The sequence below is a fragment of the Curtobacterium sp. Csp2 genome (assembly GCF_013347165.1).
In genome coordinates this window covers 1,122,817-1,137,474 of the sequence record NZ_CP054593.1, presented here as the reverse complement: position 1 = coordinate 1,137,474, position 14,658 = coordinate 1,122,817, and the positions used below count along the sequence as shown (strand labels likewise).

Annotated in this window: 12 protein-coding genes; 8 read left to right on the top strand and 4 right to left on the bottom strand. The window is 71.7% G+C overall.

Translation table 11 applies throughout. The features are described from left to right. The first annotated feature begins 37 nt into the window (after nucleotides 1–37). Nucleotides 38–1,105 carry a GNAT family N-acetyltransferase gene (locus HUN59_RS20065; RefSeq protein ID WP_368076207.1) on the top strand — a complete coding sequence of 356 codons (1,068 nt, stop codon included), beginning with the start codon at nucleotides 38–40 and terminating at the stop codon, nucleotides 1,103–1,105. Nucleotides 1,106–1,523: 418 nt separating this feature from the next. On the opposite strand, the gene arfA is transcribed toward HUN59_RS20065, so the two are convergent. Further along, nucleotides 1,524–3,026, bottom strand: a complete 1,503-nt coding sequence (gene arfA / locus HUN59_RS05700) for an arabinosylfuranosidase ArfA (protein ID WP_174777807.1) — start codon at nucleotides 3,024–3,026, stop codon at nucleotides 1,524–1,526. A 262-nt stretch (nucleotides 3,027–3,288) separates the two neighbouring features. Between arfA and HUN59_RS05695 the strand changes: the two genes are divergently transcribed. The 3 genes from HUN59_RS05695 to HUN59_RS05685 all read left to right on the top strand — a co-directional run bounded on the left by HUN59_RS05695 (nucleotide 3,289) and on the right by HUN59_RS05685 (nucleotide 6,592). After that, nucleotides 3,289–4,656, top strand: a complete 1,368-nt coding sequence (locus HUN59_RS05695; protein WP_174777806.1) for an extracellular solute-binding protein — start codon at nucleotides 3,289–3,291, stop codon at nucleotides 4,654–4,656. Between the two features lie 132 nt (nucleotides 4,657–4,788). Next, a complete protein-coding gene (locus HUN59_RS05690; RefSeq protein WP_254630041.1) occupies nucleotides 4,789–5,676 on the top strand; it encodes a carbohydrate ABC transporter permease in 888 nt (295 codons plus the stop codon). 1 nt (nucleotide 5,677) lies between these two features. Further along, nucleotides 5,678–6,592: a carbohydrate ABC transporter permease gene (locus HUN59_RS05685; protein WP_114849850.1), complete on the top strand. Its 915-nt coding sequence runs from the start codon at nucleotides 5,678–5,680 to the stop codon at nucleotides 6,590–6,592. A 229-nt stretch (nucleotides 6,593–6,821) separates the two neighbouring features. Here HUN59_RS05685 and HUN59_RS05680 read toward each other — a convergent pair whose 3' ends face one another. Beyond that, complete coding sequence (locus tag HUN59_RS05680; protein WP_174777804.1) at nucleotides 6,822–7,199, bottom strand: VOC family protein; 378 nt, start codon at nucleotides 7,197–7,199, stop codon at nucleotides 6,822–6,824. 42 nt (nucleotides 7,200–7,241) lie between these two features. Further along, nucleotides 7,242–8,081, bottom strand: coding sequence for a siderophore-interacting protein (locus tag HUN59_RS05675; RefSeq protein WP_174777803.1), 840 nt, complete (start codon nucleotides 8,079–8,081; stop codon nucleotides 7,242–7,244). Nucleotides 8,082–8,109: 28 nt separating this feature from the next. Here HUN59_RS05675 and HUN59_RS05670 point away from each other — a divergent pair, with 28 nt between their 5' ends. From HUN59_RS05670 to HUN59_RS05655, 4 genes are all read left to right on the top strand, one after another. Beyond that, nucleotides 8,110–9,180 carry a FecCD family ABC transporter permease gene (locus tag HUN59_RS05670; RefSeq protein WP_254630004.1) on the top strand — a complete coding sequence of 357 codons (1,071 nt, stop codon included), beginning with the start codon at nucleotides 8,110–8,112 and terminating at the stop codon, nucleotides 9,178–9,180. After that, nucleotides 9,177–10,280 carry a FecCD family ABC transporter permease gene (locus tag HUN59_RS05665; protein ID WP_254630003.1) on the top strand — a complete coding sequence of 368 codons (1,104 nt, stop codon included), beginning with the start codon at nucleotides 9,177–9,179 and terminating at the stop codon, nucleotides 10,278–10,280. Before HUN59_RS05670 ends, HUN59_RS05665 begins: the two co-directional genes overlap by 4 nt. Beyond that, complete coding sequence (locus HUN59_RS05660) at nucleotides 10,277–11,203, top strand: ABC transporter ATP-binding protein (RefSeq protein WP_254630002.1); 927 nt, start codon at nucleotides 10,277–10,279, stop codon at nucleotides 11,201–11,203. Before HUN59_RS05665 ends, HUN59_RS05660 begins: the two co-directional genes overlap by 4 nt. Nucleotides 11,204–11,294: 91 nt before the next feature. Continuing rightward, complete coding sequence (locus HUN59_RS05655; RefSeq protein ID WP_174777801.1) at nucleotides 11,295–12,332, top strand: ABC transporter substrate-binding protein; 1,038 nt, start codon at nucleotides 11,295–11,297, stop codon at nucleotides 12,330–12,332. A 156-nt stretch (nucleotides 12,333–12,488) separates the two neighbouring features. Here the strand turns inward: HUN59_RS05655 and HUN59_RS05650 are convergent, their stop codons facing one another. Next, entirely contained in the window at nucleotides 12,489–14,546 is a 2,058-nt protein-coding gene (locus tag HUN59_RS05650) for a transglycosylase domain-containing protein (RefSeq protein WP_254630001.1), read from the bottom strand. Nucleotides 14,547–14,658: the final 112 nt, after the last annotated feature.

Sequence of the window (14,658 nt, the reverse complement as noted above, 5' to 3'; positions counted from 1 at the left end):
GGCCGCCGGCCGCCCGGCAAGGCCCTAGGCTCCCGTGATGGAACTCGTCCCGCCGTCCCGCGCCTTCTTCCCCTCGTTCGTCCGCGCCCTCGACGAGTGGGGCGACGCCCACCAGGACGGCGCCGGTGTCCGGGACGCCGCGGCACTGCGCGACCCGGAGGGCTTCGGCCGCTGGGTCGACCAGCTGCTCGCCGAGGAGACCACGGCGGCGGTCGAGCTCGGCCACGTGACCTGCACCTACCGGTGGATCGTCGAGGGCGACGAGTACCTCGGCAGCATCGCCCTGCGGCACGAGCTGAACGACTGGCTCCGCGAGTACGGCGGCCACGTCGGGTACGGCATCCGCCCGTCCGCGCGCGGGCGCGGCCTGGCGTCGGCGGCCCTCGCGGCCACGCTCGACACGGCCGCCGAGCGCGGGATGCCCGAGGTGCTCCTGACCTGCGACGCCACGAACCCCGCGTCCCGCCGGGTCATCGAACGGAACGGCGGCCGGTACGAGCGGAGCGTCGTCACCCCGGACGGCCACACCCTGCTGCGCTTCTGGATCCGCACCGGCGCCCACCACGCCCCGGACGTCGACACGGTCGAGATCGCGGGCGGCCCCGAGGCGCTGACCGTCGGGCTGCACGAGCACGACCCCGCCTGGGCGGAGCGCTTCGCGACGCACCGGGACCGCATCACGGCCGCGCTCGCCGGGCAACACGTCGTGGTCGAGCACATCGGGTCGACGGCGGTGCCCGGGCTCGCCGCCAAACCGATCGTCGACGTCGCGGTCGCCGTACCGGACGTCACCGACGAGGCCGCGTACCTGGAGCCGCTCCTTGCAGCCGGCTACGAGCTGCGCGTCCGCGAGGCCGGGCACCAGCTCGTCCGGACTCCGGAGCGGGACGTGCACGTCCACGTGTACGAGCACGGCGCGCCCGCGCTCGACGCGTACCTGCTGCTCCGGGACCACCTCCGCCGGCACGCCGCGGATCGCCAGCGCTACGAGGACGTCAAGCGGACGCTGATGACCCGCAGCTGGGACGACATGAACGCGTACGCCGACGCCAAGACCGAGGTCATCGAGGCGATCAAGGACCGCGCGCGCCGCGCAGCCGACTGATCCGGCCCGCACTGGCCGGGTCGGGACTGGCGGTGGTCGCGACCGACGGTCGCGACCACCGGGTGCCGGCGTGACCCGAACACGTTCCCCGGCACCTGAAGCGTCTCGGGGACCTGATCCTCCGCCGCGACGCTGCCTGCACCGAGGATGCTCCGGCGGACCCGTCGCGGTCAAGCCCGCGGGCGGGTCGTCGCGTCCAGCGGACCACCGGCGGTCGGGTCGGTGCCCACCGACGGACGGGAGGATCGTGGCGGGCCCGCCACGATCCTCCCGTCCGACCCGCGCCGGGTCGCGAGCCGACCGACGGACAGCGGGAGGGCGCCGACCCGCTCACGCGGACCGACGCCCTCCCGTGCTCACTCGACGGTCACCGTGGCGCTCGCCGAGGCGCTCGACCGCCGGCCGCAGCCGGCGGAGCTCAGCCGATCGACACCGCGGTCCAGGAGACCGGCGGCAGCTCGATGGTGATCGTGTCGCCGTCGCGACGGACCGTGTCGTTCGTCCGCAGTCCGACGCGCTCGCGGTTCCCGAGGTCGTTGACGGCGTGCACGTCGTCGTCCCAGACGCCCTCGGCACGGACGTCATCGTCGACCTGCAGGCCGGCCAGGTCGATCGTGACCGTGGTGGTCTCGGTCTGGTGGCGGTTCACGAGGAACACCGCCGCCTTGCCGTCCTCGACCGTGGCGGCCGAGTCGACGACCGGGACCTCGCCGTACTTGCCGCCGTCGACGGTGTCGCCCGAGGCCTTGACCTGCAGCGACGTGCCGTTCGCCAGGCGCGACGTGAGCGAGAACGGGAAGAACGTGGTCTGGCGCCAGGCCGGCCCGCCGGGCTCGGTCATGATCGGGCCGATCACGTTGACGAGCTGCGCGAGGCTCGCCGACGCGACGCGGTCGGCGTGGCGGAGCAGCGTGATGAGGAGACCGCCGACGACGACCGCGTCCGCGACGGTGTAGACGTCCTCGAGGAGGCGCGGCGCGACCGGCCAGTCCTGCAGCTCGAACGTCTTCTGCTGCTCGTTCCACTTGCTGAGCGACCAGACGTTCCACTCGTCGAACGAGATGTCGATCCGCTTGTCGGACTTCTTGTGCGCCTTGACGTGGTCGGCCGCGGTCGTCACGGTGTCGATGAAGTGGTCCATGTTCACGCCGGAGGCCAGGAACGAGGACAGGTCGCCCTCTTCCTCGTAGTACGCGTGGGCCGAGATGTAGTCGACGTCGTCGTAGGCGTGTTCGAGGACCGTGCGCTCCCACTCGCCGAAGGTGGGCATCGACGCACCGGACGATCCGCAGGCCACGAGCTCGAGGTCGGGCTGGATCTGGCGCATCGCCTTGGCGGTCATCGCGGCGAGCTTGCCGTAGTCCTCGGCGTTCTTGTGGCCGAGCTGCCACGGTCCGTCCATCTCGTTGCCGAGGCACCACATCTTGATGGCGAAGGGCTCCTGGCGGCCGTTCGAGCGGCGGTACTCGCTGAGGGCGGTGCCGGCGTCGATGTTCGCGTACTCGAGGAGCTCGATGGCCTCCTGCGTGCCGCGGGTACCGAGGTTCACGGCGAGCATGAGCTCGGAGCCGACGGCGTCGAGCCAGTGCTGGAACTCGTGCAGGCCGACCTCGTTCGTCTCGGTCGAGTGCCACGCCAGGTCGAGGCGGCGGGGGCGCTGCTCGACCGGGCCGACACCGTCCTCCCACTTGTAGCCCGAGACGAAGTTGCCGCCCGGGTAGCGGATGGCGGAGACGCCGAGCTCCTTGACGAGCTCGACGACGTCCTTCCGGAAGCCGTGCTCGTCGGCGGTCTCGTGCGCGGGCTCGTGGATGCCGTCGTAGACGTGGCGTCCGAGGTGCTCGACGAACCCGCCGAACAGGCGACGGCGCACCGGCCCCACGGTGAACGCGCTGTCGAGGACGAGGTGTGTGCGGGGCATGGATCTCCTTCGATCTGCTGGCGGCGGCGGTGCCGTGTGCGGTTCGTGCGTGGTGCTGCGGGTGGACGTGCGCGGCCCGACACGAAAGTGAGCGCTCACGTCTCCATGAACGCTAGCGGGTTCCGGTCCCGGGCGGAAGCGCGCACGCGCGCTCACCGTGACGTTCACGGAAGGGGTGGCGAGGTGGCCTGCTCAGCACTAGTGTGAGCGCTCACGGAGCACCGACCCTGCTCCGCTCGGCCCGTCCCGATGGAGTGATGCCATGCCGATCCGATCCGTTGTACCCAATCCGCCCCCGCGCGGCCGAGCCTTCACCCGGCGCAGCCTGCTCGCCGGAGCAGCCGCCGGAGCCGCGGTCCTGCCCCTCGCAGCGTGTTCCAGCCCGCTCGCCGCCGGTGTCGCCGGCGCTCCCCTCAACCCCGAGACGCTCGTCTTCTGGAACCTGTTCGGCGGCGGCGACGGCCTCCGCATGCAGGCGATGGAGGCGGGCTACGCCAAGCAGCACGGCGGCTCGTCGTCCCTGCAGGCGACCACGTTCGCGTGGGGCAACCCGTACTACTCGAAGGTCACACTGGCGACCGTCGGGAACAAGCCGCCGGACGTCGCCATCGCGCACCTGACCCGGGCGAAGCCGCTCTGGGACGGGGACCTGCTCGACCCGATCTCCGCGGACGACCTGGCCAGCGTCGGCCTGAGCGCGAGCGACTTCAACCAGAAGGCGTGGACGGCGCAGAAGACCGACGGCAAGAACATCTGCATCCCGCTCGACACGCACCCCTTCGTGCTCTTCTACAACGTTGACGTGTGCCAGAAGGCTGGTCTGATCGACTCGGACGGCAAGCTCAAGGACCTCAACGGGCTCGAGAACTTCGAGGCCGCGCTCGCCGCGGTCGCGAAGGTCACCGGCGGCACCGCGCTGAACGTCGCGAACGTCAGCGAGGTCGCGACGCCGTGGCGCTTCTTCTGGACGATGTACAACCAGATCAACGGGGCGACGCCGTTCATCAGCGACGGCGGCGCGAAGCTGACCGTCAACGAGGACGCGTACACGAAGGTCACCGACATGACCCAGAAGTGGGTCAAGAACGGCTGGCTGAACAAGGGCCTCGACTACGCCACCGCCCAGACGCTGATGTTCACGGGCAAGGCGGGCTTCTTCATGCAGGGCGAGTGGGAGATCAGCACCGCCCAGTCGATCAAGGGCCTGAAGTTCGGCATGGTGCCCGTGCCGCAGCTGTACGACAAGCCGGCCACCCAGGCGGACTCGCACACGTTCGTCCTGCCGCGGAAGGACCGCACGCCCGAGCAGCGCAAGGCCCACATGCTGTTCATCAAGCAGATGCTCGAGCAGAGCCTGACGTGGGCGCAGGGCGGGCACGTGCCGGCGTACATGCCGACGTTCGACAGCACGGCGTTCAAGGAGCTCACGCCGCAGTCGAACTACGCGTCGGCCGCCGAGACCGCCGTGTTCGACGACCCCGCCTGGTACGGCGGCTCCGGATCCACCTTCGAGAACACCGTCGGGGCACAGCTCGCCCTGGTGCAGCAGGGCAGCAGTTCACCTGCACAGGCGCTCTCGGCGATCAAGGACCAGCTCGCCACGTACCTCAACACCCCGAGCCCGCTGTGATCCGGCGCGCGACCCCTTCGATCCACGTGGACCCCGCACGAGAGGCACGATGACGTGACCGCTGCACCAGTTCTCACCCGACCCACGGACGCCAGGGCCGTCACCGGCCGCTCGCGTCCCCGCGTGAACGCCATGACCCGGGGCCAGGGACGCTCCGGCTGGCTCTTCCTCGCCCCCTTCGGCCTGTTCTACCTGGCCTTCCTGCTGGGTCCGACGGTGTGGATGCTCGTCACGAGCTTCTTCAACACCTCGACCGTCCGCACCGGACTCGGCAGCTTCGCCGGGTTCGCGAACTACGCCGAGATGCTCGGACGCGCCGACTTCTGGTCGTCGCTCTGGCACACCCTGCAGTTCACGCTCTACACGACCCCGCCGCTCGTGATCCTGGCGTTCGTGTTCGCCGTGCTGACGAACCGGATGAACCGCGGGCAGTGGTTCTTCCGCCTGGCGTTCTTCCTGCCGTTCATCCTGCCGTCGGCGACGATCTCGCTGATCTGGGTGTTCATCTTCACCCCGGCCACCGGTCTGTTCGCCTCGGTCCAGCAGGCGATCGGGCTGACCCCGGGCGCGGGCGTCCTGGCGAGCCCGAACACCGCCATGATCGGCGTCGCGATCGCCACGGTCTGGTGGACGCTCGGCTTCAACTTCGTGCTGTACCTGGCCGGCCTGCAGGAGATCCCCCGCGAGCTCTACGAGGCCGCGGCCGTCGACGGGGCGTCGAGCTGGCAGCAGATCAAGTCGATCACGCTGCCGCTGCTCGCCCGCACCACGACGCTCGTCATCCTGCTGCAGATCATCGCGAGCCTGAAGATCTTCGACCAGGTGTACCTGATGACGAACGGCGGCCCGGGCATCTCGACCCAGGTCTCGCTGCAGCTCATCACCGGCGTCGGCTTCACGGACAACCGCCTCGGTGCGGCGTCCGCGGCCTCGGTGCTCCTGTTCATCGTGATCGTCGCGATCGCGGTCATCCGGCAGCTCGTCGAGCGCGCTGCCGCCAAGCGAGAGATCGGTGCCTGACATGACCGCCACCGAGAGCATCACCACCGGCCGTCGGCGCGTCCGCACGGGCGTCTCGGCCGCCGCTCCCGCCAACGCCGCGAAGATCGGCGTCTCCGGCAAGGGCTTCAACATCACGGCCGCGATCATCCTGACCGTGTTCGCGATCATCTGGCTCATCCCGAGCCTGTTCGCCCTGAAGACGTCGCTGTCCGACAACGGCGTCGCCGCGCTCGGCGCGAACGCGATCCTGTCGAACTGGAACCCGACGCTGCACTCCTACGCGTCGCTGTTCCAGGCCGGCGACATCTGGAACTGGTACCTGGCGAGCGGCATCACGAGCCTGCTCACCACGGCCCTCACGGTGCTGTTCGCCTCGATGGCGGCGTTCGCACTGTCGCGGCTGGCCTTCCGCGGGCGGAACGTCGCGTTCCTGCTCATCATCCTGGGCATCATGATCCCGACGCAGGTCCTGATCATCCCGATCTTCCAGGAGCTCAACGCCGTCAACCTGCTGAACACCTACTGGTCGGTGATCTTCCCGCAGGTGCCCGCCGTGATCGCGGTGTTCATCTTCAAGCAGTTCTTCGACGGCATCCCGAAGGAGCTCGAGGAGGCCGCGCGCATCGACGGAGCCGGCATGTGGAAGATCTACTGGTCGGTCATCCTGCCCCTGTCGCGTCCGGTCATCGCCGCGGTGGCGATCCTGACGTTCGTCGGGGTGTGGAACAACCTGCTGCTGCCCCTGTTCGTGCTGTCGAACCCGGACCTCATGACGATCCCGGTCGGGCTCGCCACGGTCCAGGGCAGCTTCGGCCAGCGGTACGCCGACATCCAGGCCGGGGCGATCCTGGCGGCCCTGCCGCTGATCATCCTGTACCTGGTCTTCCAGCGGCAGATCGTCGAGGGTGTGACCGGGTCCGGTCTCAAGGGCTGACGCCGCCCCACGACGGACGGGAGGCGCGGTGCCGGCTGGCACCGCGCCTCCCGTCCGTCCCGGCGCGGCGCGGCGCCCACGCTCGCCGGCCGCCGATCCGCGCGTCGGAAGCCGATCCGCGCGTGGGAGGCGGATCCGCGCACAGGAGACCCGGTGGAACGACGTCCCATGCGCGGAACGTCTTCCGATTGCACGCGCGATGGGAAGGAACGTCCGCGTCGGAAGCTGCTCAGAGCGGGTCGAGGCGGGTCCGGAGGAGACAGAACTCGTTGCCCTCGGGGTCCTGGAGCACGTGCCACGACTCGTCCCCGGTCTGCCCGACGTCGGCCGGGCGCGCCCCGAGGGCCAGCAGTCGCTCGAGTTCGGCGTCCTGGTCCTGGTCGACCGGTGAGACGTCGAGGTGCAGGCGGAGCGGCTGGTGCTTCGGCTGCGGGTTCCTCGACAGGATGATCGTGGGGGTCGCCCCGCCGAAGCCGGACGCCGGGCCGATCTCGATGCCGTCCTCGTCCTTGCCGAGTTCGACGTAGTCCAGGACGGCGCACCAGAAGCGCGACAGCACCTCGGGGTCGTCGCAGTTCAGCACGAGTTTGCTCAGTCGGACGCTCATGCCCGCACGCTACCCGGCCGGGTCAGGCGGGGACGGCCCGGCTCACGCGGGGACGGCCTGCCGGGCGTCGTGCTTCCAGAACCCGGAGAAGGTGATCCGGGACTTCGGGACCCCCGCGCGGTGCAGGTGTCGGCGCCCCTCGGTGGCGAGCCGGGACTCCCCCACGACGAAGGCGTACACCCGGTCGTCGCACGGCACGTGCCGCTGGAGCTCGGCGAGCGCGGCACGACCGGGGACTTCGTGCGGGTCGACGTGCTCGCGGACGATCCAGGTGACCTCGACGCCGGCCGGGGCGTCGAGCACGCGGACGTCGGCGGCCGTCGGGATCTCCTGCACGATGCGGCCGACGGTGTCCCGCGGCAGTGACGCGGCGATGCCGACGACCGCGGGCAGCCCGGTCTCCTCGGCGGCGACCAGGACCTGGCTGACGTCGTCCGGGCAGTCGAAGATGCGCCCCTGGTCGAGCATCGCGAGTTCGTCGCCGGGTCGGGCCGCGCACGCCCAGATCGCGGCACGCCCCTCGAGTGTGCCGTCGGCGTGGGCGTGCACGACGAAGTCGACGTCGAGCTCGGCGGTGCCGTCCGGCAGTCGTCGGAAGCCCGCGACGGTGTAGTTCGCCAGGTGCGGTCGGGCGTCCTGCGGGATGGCGAGGTACTGCGGGCACCAGCGGTTGCCGTCGATCTCGGGCAGCGTCAGGTGCTGCTGGTGCGGGAGCGGCAGGAACAGGCGGAACCAGTGGTCGTACCCGGCGAAGGGGAACTCGTGCAGGTCGTCCCCGGTGACCGTGACCCGGTGCATCGACGGCGTGACCCGGGCGGAGCGGAGCACGCGGGCACGGAAGAGCCGGGGGCTCTCGGGCATGAGCCGCGGGATCTTCGCCATGAGGCAAGGCTAACCTAAGATGGTCCGCGTGCCATCCCCCGATCTCGTCGTGACCCCCGCGCGACCGCCCGCTCCGCCGAGCGCCACGGGCGTCCACCGCACCGCGGTCCGCCGTCGGACGACCGTCGTCCTGGGCCTGGTCGTGGTCCTCGCACTCGCCGCCGTCGCCAGCATGCTCTTCGGCAGCAACCGTCTCGGCGTCGACCAGGTGCTCGCGGGCCTCACGCGCACCGGGTCCGGGACGACCGAGGCCGTGGTGTGGGGCTCGCGCATCCCCCGCACGCTCATCGGCGCCGCGGTCGGCGCGGCCCTCGGCATCGCGGGCCTGCTCATGCAGGGGCACACGCGGAACCCCCTCGCCGACCCGGGCCTGTTCGGCGTCTCGTCGGGCGCCGGGCTCGCGGTCGTCCTCGGCGTCTACGTCTTCGGCGTCACGAGCACCGGCGCGACGGTCTGGTTCGCCCTGGCCGGCGCGGTGGTCGCGAGCGTCGTGGTGTTCTCGGTGACGATCGCCGGCAGCGGGACGGCCAGCCCGGTGCCCCTCGCCCTGGCCGGCGCCGCGGTCTCGGCGTTGCTCGGCGCGGTCACGTCCTTCATCGTCCTGACCGACCAGCAGTCGCTCGACGCGTACCGGCTCTGGGTGGTCGGCTCCCTGGCGGCGCGGCAGCTCGACGTGCTGACGGCCGCGGCGCCGTTCCTGCTCGTCGGACTCGCGCTCGCGATCTGGAACGTCCGGTCGCTCGACGCGCTCGGCCTCGGCGCGGAGCTCGCGCGCGGCCTGGGCGAGAACGTCCTCGTCGCCCGGCTCGTGGGCCTCGGCGGCATCACCCTGCTCGCCGCCGGCGCGACCGCGGCCGCCGGTCCGATCGGGTTCGTCGGACTCACGGTGCCGCACGTCGCCCGCGCCCTCGTCGGGACCGGGCACCGGTGGACCCTGCCCGTCTCGGCCCTCGTCGGGGCGTCGCTCGTGCTCGTCGCGGACGTCGTCGGGCGGCTCGTCGGCGGGTTCTCGGAGGTCGAGGTCGGCATCGTCCTCGCGGTCATCGGCGGCCCGGTGTTCGTCGCCGTCGCCCGCCGTCGATCGCTGGTGTCCCTGTGAGCGCCGCCGCACCGCGCAACGCCGCAGCACCGCGCAGCGCCGCCGCCCCGGTCCGCCGCGGCGTCCGTGTCGGCCCCGTCGGCCTGGCCTGGCGCCCGCGGGTGCTCGGGTACACGGTCGCCGCGCTCGCCCTCGCCGTCGTGCTCGTCGTCCTCGGAGTCGCGGTCGGCAGCACCTGGATCGCTCCGGGCACCGTCGTCCGCGCCCTGCTCGGCGCCGAGGACGGCCCGGAGGGCTTCATCGTCACGACGCTCCGACTGCCCCGGGTGCTGACGGGCGCGCTCGTCGGGCTCGTCCTCGGCGTCGCGGGTGCCTTGACCCAGACCGTCACGCGCAACCCCCTCGGCACGCCGGACATCATCGGCGTCACCTCCGGCGCGAGCGTCGGTGCGGTGGCGGCGATCGTCCTCGGCGGCGGCTCGTACTCGGTGTCGAGCGTCGTCACCAGCGGCGGCATCCCGGTCGCCGCGACGATCGGCGCCCTCGTCGCGGCCGCCGCCGTCTACGGCTTCGGGTGGCGCGGCGGTGTGCAGAGCTACCGGCTCGTGCTGGTCGGCATCGGCGTCAGCGCGACCCTCGACGCGATGACGAGCTACCTGCTCGTCCGCGCGAAGATCACCGTGGCGACCGCCGCGTCGCAGTGGCTCGTGGGCAGCCTGTCGAGCACGTCCTGGTCGTCCGTGTGGCCCCTGCTCGTGGTGGCCGCCGTCGCCGTCCCGCTGGCCCTCGCGACGAGTGCGGCGCTCGGCATCGGGCAACTCGGTGACGAGGTCGCGACGGGCGTCGGACTCGGGGTGCAGCGGCACCGGCTGCTCGTCGTCGCGCTGGCCGTGGTCCTGACCGCCGCCGCCGTCGCCGCCGCCGGACCCGTCGGGTTCGTCGCGTTCGTCGTCCCGCAGGTCGCACTCCGACTCGCCGGGACGAACCGGCCGCCGCTGCTGCTCGCCGGCGCCCTCGGGGCCGTGCTCGTGCTCGGTGCCGACCTGCTCGCCCGCTCCGCCTTCCCCTGGCAGGTCCCCGTCGGCATCGTCACGACCGTCGTCGGCGCCCCGTACCTGATCTGGCTCCTCGTCCGGCACCGCAAGGAGATGTCCCGATGACCGCACGCACCGCACCCGCGACCACTGCAGACACCACGGCAGCGACGGCCGCCACGTCCGCCACCACGGACACAGCCGCGACCACCCCGACGACGCCGGCCGATGGACCGACCCGCACCGCGCCTCCAGTCGGGGTGCCCGTGCTGCAGGCCCGCGGCCTGTCCGTCGGCTACGACCGCGAACCGGTGCTCCGCGACCTGGACCTGCGCATCGAACGCGGCACCGTGACGACCTTCCTCGGGGCGAACGGCTGCGGGAAGTCGACCCTGCTGAAGGCCTTCGGCCGGGTGCTGCGGCCGCAGGCCGGCGAGGTCCTGCTCGACGGCACCCCGATCCGACGCGAGCCGAACCGTGCGGTCGCGCGGAAGCTCGCGATCCTGCCCCAGACCCCCGTGGCCCCGGCCGGCACGAGCGTGCTCGACCTCGTGATGCGGGGCCGGAACCCGCACCAGTCCTGGGCCCGCCCCTGGACCGCCGAGGACGCCGACGTCGCCGAGCAGGCCATCGCCGCGACCGGGCTGACCGAGGTGGCGCACCGCGACGTGGCGAGCCTGTCCGGCGGGCAGCGCCAGCGGGCGTGGATCGCGCTCGTGGTCGCGCAGCAGGCCGAGACGCTCCTGCTCGACGAGCCGACGACGTACCTCGACCTCGCGCACCAGCTCGACGTCCTGCGGCTCGTGCGGCGACTGAACCGGGAGCAGGGCTCCACCGTCGTGATGGTCCTGCACGACCTGTCGCTCGCCGCGCGGTACTCCGACCGGCTCGTGGTCCTGCACGACGGCGGGGTCGTCGCGGACGGTACCCCGCACGAGGTCCTGACGTCCGAGGTGCTCGAGCGGGCCTTCGGCCTGCACGCCCGCGTCGTCCCCGACCCGGTGACCGGCGCCCCGATGATCGTCCCCGAGGCGGACGAGCAGGACTGAACCGGGCGAGCGGGACCGGCATGGCGGAGCAGGACCAGCCGGAGGAGCAGGGGCTGGCAAGCCGTACAGACTTAGGTTAGGCTCTCCTAACGTGAAGATCCCCCGCCGCGGCTCCCTGCGCGCCGCCCTCGTGACCTCCGTGGCCCTCTCGGCCCTCCTGCTCGCCGGCTGCACCGGCGCGAACGGCTCCTCCGGAGCCGGCGACGGCAGCGCCGCCGGCTCCGGCTCGAGCGCCGCCGCGAAGGGACCCTGGTCGTACGAGGACGCCACCGGGAAGACCGTCAAGCTCGACAGCACCCCGAAGCGCGTCGTGGTCCTCAACGACATCGCCATCTCGTTCATCGAGTACGGCCTCCGCCCGGTCGGCACCTTCGGGCAGCTCACCATGGCGAAGGACCAGCGCTTCGAGGGCCTGGACACCAAGGGCATCGCGCAGCTCGGCACCGGCTACGGCGACATCGACCTCGAGCAGCTCGCGGCACTCAAGCCGGACCTCGTCGTCACGTCGGTCTACCCCACCGACGACAAGGGCACGCTCGACACCACGCAGCCGGGCTACGGCTTCAAGGACAAGGAACAGCAGCAGCAGGTCGAGGCCATCGCGCCCGTCGTCCAGGTCGAGTGGGGCGGCAAGGGCGAGGACGTCATCGAGAAGATCGCCGACCTCGCCGAGTCGCTCGGCGCCCCGGAGTCGACGGTCGAGGCCGCCGAGGACCGCTTCGACAAGGCCGAGGACGAGCTCGAGAAGGCCGCGAAGGCGAGCGACGTCTCGGTCGTCTCGATGTACGCGGACGGCGACGGCGCGTACGTCACGCGTCCCTCCGACGAGCCCACGCTGCAGATGTACTCGTCGTTCGGCGTCGACTTCGTGACCCCGAAGCCGAAGGGCTTCTACTGGGGCATCTACTCGTGGGAGAACGCCGGCCAGATCTCCGGTGACGTGATCCTGCTGTCGCAGCAGGGCTACCAGGTGTCCGACCTCGAGAAGCAGCCGACGTTCGCCGACAACGCGGCCCTGCAGGCCGGCCAGGTGCACAGCTGGACCTTCCCGGCCCTCGACTACGCGTCGCAGGCCGACTACATGACGAAGCTCGCGGGCTGGCTGGGCGAGAGCAAGAAGGTCTCGTAGACCCCACCACCCCACGGACGGGAGGCGCGGTGCCGGCTGGCACCGCGCCTCCCGTCCGTTCCCGGGTCGCGTCCCGTCCCGTCGATGGAGCAGAAGCCGTCGGGTGTCCCGTGCCGACCCGACGTCTGCTGCTCCATCGATGTCGGACGGCGGGGGTCAGCCGACGGGCAGGGCGGCGTTGACGGCGGTCTGCGCCTGCCGCCACACGGCTGCGCGGGACCCGGCGTACGTGCCGCCCTGCCCGTTCGCGGAGTGCCGCAGGTTCGCCTGGCCACCATCGGTGTTGCCCTGCCAGTACGCCGTGACCGCCCGCTCGCTGCCCCCGACGAGCCAGATCTGGTCCGCCGAGTCGGTCGTGCCCGTCTTGCCGAACAGGGTCGTGCCGTCCGGCGTCTGCCCGCCGCTCGCGGTGCCGCCGCGGAACGCGCCCTGCATCACCTGGAAGGCCGTCCGGGCGACCGAGGAGGAGACCGCCCGGGAGCACGCGGCGGGCTGTCCACCGAGCTGCGTGCCGTCGCGACCGGTCACCTGGTCGATGACGACCGGCGCGCAGTACACGCCGTCGTTCGCGATCCCGGCGTACGCGGCCGCCATCGTCAGCGGCGCGATGCTCGTCGTCCCGAGCACCGCGGCGGGGTTCGCGGGGAGCTCGCCGCCCGTCGCCGGGTGCACGCCGAGGCGGGCGGCGGTGTCGCGGATGTCGCACAGGTCGAGCCTCGACGCCATGTCCGCGTAGGCGGCGTTCACCGACTGCGCCGTCGCCGCCCGCACCGAGTACGGCCCGGTCTGGCCCGCCGAGTCGTTCTTCGGGTTCCACGCCTTCGTCGTGACGCGTTGCCCGCACTGCGTCCAGACGCTGCGGGCCTTGCGGGTGCCGTCGACCACGGCGTCGGGGCTGCGGCCGGACTCGAGCCACTGCAGGAGCGTGAACATCTTGTACGTCGACCCGACCTGGAACCCCTTCGAGCCGCCGTTCGACTCGTCGGTCGCGTAGTTCAGCGAGGTCGCGGTCGGCGGTGCCGCGGACGACCGGTCGTAGTCGGTGTTCTGCGCCATGGTGAGCACGCGCCCGGTGCCGGCCTCGACGGTGTCGAGCGTCGCGCCGAGGGCGAACCGGGTCTCCCCCGCGCGGTCGTACCGGTCGAGCAGGTCCTTCTGCTGCGTGTTCAGGTCGAGGTCGAGCGTCGTCTGGACCCGGTAGCCGCCGGTGCGCCAGGCCTGCTCCCGCGCGGCGGTGTCGGCGCCGAGCTGCGGGAGGGACTGCGCCACCTGCACGGCGTACGCGCAGAAGAACTCCGCGCCGCGGACGGCCGACTCGCACCCCTGCCTCGGTGCCGTCAGGCGGACGTAGTCAGCGGGGGTGGATGCCAACGCGGCCTGCAGGTCGGCGTCGCTGAGGTGCCCCTGCTGGTGCATCGAGCGGAGGATGACGTCTCGGCGCGCCTGGTTGTCGGCGTAGTGCTCCGGCGAGGAGAGGTCGCGTGCGTCCGGCCACTGCACGATCGCGATGAGCGACGCCGCCTCGGCCGGGGACAGGTCGCCGGCGTCCTTGCCGTAGTACCGCTGCGAGGCCGCCTGCACGCCGTAGGTCTGGTCGCCGAAGTACGCGATGTTCAGGTAGGCGGCGAGGATCTCGTCCTTCGAGTACTCCTTCGCGAGCCCGATCGCGAGCTTCACCTCGGCGAGCTTCCGGTCGAGCGAACGCTTCGTCGCCTCGGCGGTCGCGGCCTCGCGCTCCTGCTCGGTCGGCAGCTCGCTCGCCCGCTGGATCTTGATGTTCCGGACGAGCTGCATCGTCAGGGTCGACCCGCCCGTCCCGCCGTCCCCGCCCGACGCGACGACGCTGACGAGCGAGCGCACGAGACTCGTCGGGTCGACGCCGCCGGTCTCCCGGAAGCGCTTGTCCTCGCCGTCGATCGCAGCGTGCTCGAGCGTGTCGCTGATCTGGTCCAGCGCGAGCTCCTGGCGGTTCTGGTCCCACACGTCCGCGAGGTGCACCGGCTGCCCGCCCTGGTACGCCCAGACCTCGTTCCGGGTCGGCAGGTCACCGATCTCGATGTACTCCGGCATCGAGTCGAACAGGTCGATCGCCGAGGTCGTCCCCACACCCGCGACCGCCAGCACGGGCGTCACCCCGATCCCCACCAGCAGCCCGGCGAGCACGCTGCCGCCCACGAAGCCGGCAGCGGCCCCCGTCACCCGTCGTCCGGTCATGATTCCCCCTCGTCGATCGATGGCGTCCGGGGGTGACCCTCCCAGCGCTGTTCGGACGTCCGCCCGGGTTTCCCGGGGTGACACCGGCACGCGCGCTGGGAAAGGACCGAGT